At 74.5% G+C, this 2431-nt stretch carries 4 protein-coding genes; 2 read left to right on the top strand and 2 right to left on the bottom strand.

Going from position 1 to position 2431, the window contains the following annotated elements:
- Both EAO76_RS43830 and EAO76_RS43835 read left to right on the top strand, forming a co-directional pair.
- A partial coding sequence (locus tag EAO76_RS43830) for a multicopper oxidase domain-containing protein (protein ID WP_148841768.1) occupies positions 1-471 on the top strand: 471 nt, incomplete at its 5' end.
- 74 nt (positions 472-545) lie between these two features.
- Positions 546-1079: an HAD domain-containing protein gene (locus EAO76_RS43835; protein WP_148841769.1), complete on the top strand. Its 534-nt coding sequence runs from the start codon at positions 546-548 to the stop codon at positions 1077-1079.
- Positions 1080-1123: 44 nt separating this feature from the next.
- Here EAO76_RS43835 and EAO76_RS43840 read toward each other — a convergent pair whose 3' ends face one another.
- Together EAO76_RS43840 and EAO76_RS45250 are read right to left on the bottom strand one after the other, a co-directional pair.
- Positions 1124-1927, bottom strand: coding sequence for a hypothetical protein (locus EAO76_RS43840; RefSeq protein WP_148841770.1), 804 nt, complete (start codon positions 1925-1927; stop codon positions 1124-1126).
- Between the two features lie 69 nt (positions 1928-1996).
- On the bottom strand, positions 1997-2431 hold a 435-nt coding region (locus EAO76_RS45250; protein ID WP_187439075.1), incomplete at its 5' end, for a hypothetical protein.

Genomic DNA, 2431 nt, shown 5'->3' on the forward strand with positions numbered 1-2431 from the left:
CAGCGTGAAAGTGCGAGTCCGGTCCCCCTCGCCCCGCCCGCCGAGGGGGACCGGACTCGCACTTTCACGCTGTACGGCTCGCACATCAACGACGAGCCCATGGACCTGGCCCGGATCGACGAGGTCGTACCGGCGGGTGCCCGTGAGACCTGGGAGCTGGACAACATCACCTTCTCCCACAACTTCCACATCCACGAGGTCGTCTTCCGGATACTCGACATCGACGGGGACCGACCGCCGGCGCATCTGCGCGGCCCGAAGGACACCGTCTACGTCCCCGGCAAGACGAAGGTCCGGGTGGCCGTCGAGTTCGGCCGCCACAGCGATCCGAAGACCCCGTACATGTACCACTGCCACATCCTCAAGCACGAGGACAAGGGCATGATGGGGCAGTTCGTCATCGTGCCCCCGGGCACCGAGGACGCCACCCCGCGCCGTCTGGACCTGAGCGGCCGCACCGGTCACCACTGACCGTCGGAGCCTTCAGGGCCCTTGCGGCACGGGCTCCTCGGTGCCGGCCGTCGCCGCCCTGTTTCAATGTCCGTATGCCACTCGGGAAACCCGCTGCCGCACGAGCCCACCCGGCCCCGGAACGGCTGCCGCTCCTCCTGCTGGACGTCGACGGGGTGCTGAACCCCTTCGCGGCCCGTGATTGCCCGGAGGGCTACCGCGAGCACGGCTTCTTCCCCGGGGAGGAACCACCGGTCCGGCTGTGCGACGCCCACGGGCCCTGGCTGGCCGATCTCGGCCGGGAGTTCGAGCTGGTCTGGGCGACCGGTTGGGAGGACCAGGCGAACACCTTCATCACGCCCGTTCTGAACCTGCCCACCCTGCCGGTCGTCCGTTTCCCGCCCGTACCGTTCGATCCCGCGGAGAAGGTGCCCGCCATCGACGCCTTCGCCGGCGACCGTCCTGCCGCCTGGGTGGACGATGCCCACACCCCGGAGGCGCTGGCCTGGGCCCGTTCCCGGACCGCGCCGACGCTGCTGGTGACCACGGATCCCGCGCGCGGCCTGACCGCGGACATGATCCAGGAACTCCTGTGCTGGCGGGGCTCCCTCGAAGGGACGGGCCGATGACTCCCGGGCCGGTCGCCGCCGGGCCGTGGTGACGGCCCGGCCCCTCAGGCCGGGTGCTCCGGCGGGCGGGCGTGCCGTCCGGCGTCGCGCCGGGGGCGGCGCGCGCCCCACCGGACCAGGGGGAGCAGCCCCAGCCACACCATCAGCATGACCGGTACGTTCGTCCAGGCGCCCACGGCCAGGGCCGGCAGCGCGCACAGGGCCGCTCCGACCGCCTCCTTGCCGTGCGTCACCAGTCCGGCGGGCAGGTCGCCCGCGGTGCGGTGCCGGGTCCGGGACAGGGCCGTGCCTCCCGCGTACAGGCCGTACGCGCCGCCGGAGAGCGCCGCCAGGGCGAGCGCGCACACGAAGACCGCCTCTCCTTGCGGGGTGTCGGCGGTCTCCTGGGAGATCCCGCCCCGCCGCACCCCGGTCGCGTAGTCCCGCCACAGGGTGACCGTCACGGCGTCACCGGGGCGCAGCCGTCCGAGCAGTGGCCCCGAGTCGCCCATGTCGATGCTGCGGGGCACGTCCGCGGGGCCCTTCAGGTACAGCGTGTACCGCGACGACCTGCCCCGCTCCTCGATCACCGTACGGGTCACGGTCGCGTCGGACGAGCGCAGGCAGTCGTCGTGGGAGGAGGACGTGGCGGCGCACGGGGCCGCGGCGCCGAACGCCTTCTCGTCCTCGGCCAGACCGGGCACGGCGGCCAGTGCCGCGACGCCGACGACGAGCGCGGCCGGGCCGAACAGGGCCGCGCACAGTCCCCACGCGCGGCGCCGGACGACACGGCGCCGGACGGCGCCCGGCCCGGACGGCGGGCGGGGGCGAGGACGGGGGTTCGCGGGCGGGTCAGTGTGCGGCGGCACGGCGGCGCTCCCCCGTACGTCCCGCCGGAGCGGGCCCGGCCGCGGGGGCGGTCGTCGCGGTTCCCGTGCTCACCGTCGCGGGACCGTGACCCCGGCCGCCGCGAACGGGTCCAGCAGCACCCGGTACTGATCCTCCGTCAGTTTCGCGCGCTTGCAGACGGCCCGCGCGGCGATCGCGCAGACGGGTTTGACGTCGAAGCGGAGGTGCGGGCGGAAGGCGTCCAGTTCGTCGGTGCGGCGGAGGAGGGCGGTGCCGACGGCGCGTTCGATAGCGGAGTTCTCCGACGCGGAGGCCCTGGTCGCGCGGCTGGCGTCGCGGCCGCCGGAGCTCCAGCGGTCGAGGGAGTCCTCGTACAGCGCGGCGAGCGCCGCGGGCGGCAGGGCCGTGGACTCCTCGATGAACCGTGCGGTGGCTGCTCCCCCTGGTCCGGTGGGGCGCGCGCCGCCCCCGGCGCGACGCCGGACGGCACGCCCGCCCGCCGGAGCACCCGGCCTGAGGGGCCG

The organism is Streptomyces sp. sk2.1, from assembly GCF_008120935.1.
In the GTDB taxonomy this organism is placed as follows: domain Bacteria; phylum Actinomycetota; class Actinomycetes; order Streptomycetales; family Streptomycetaceae; genus Streptomyces.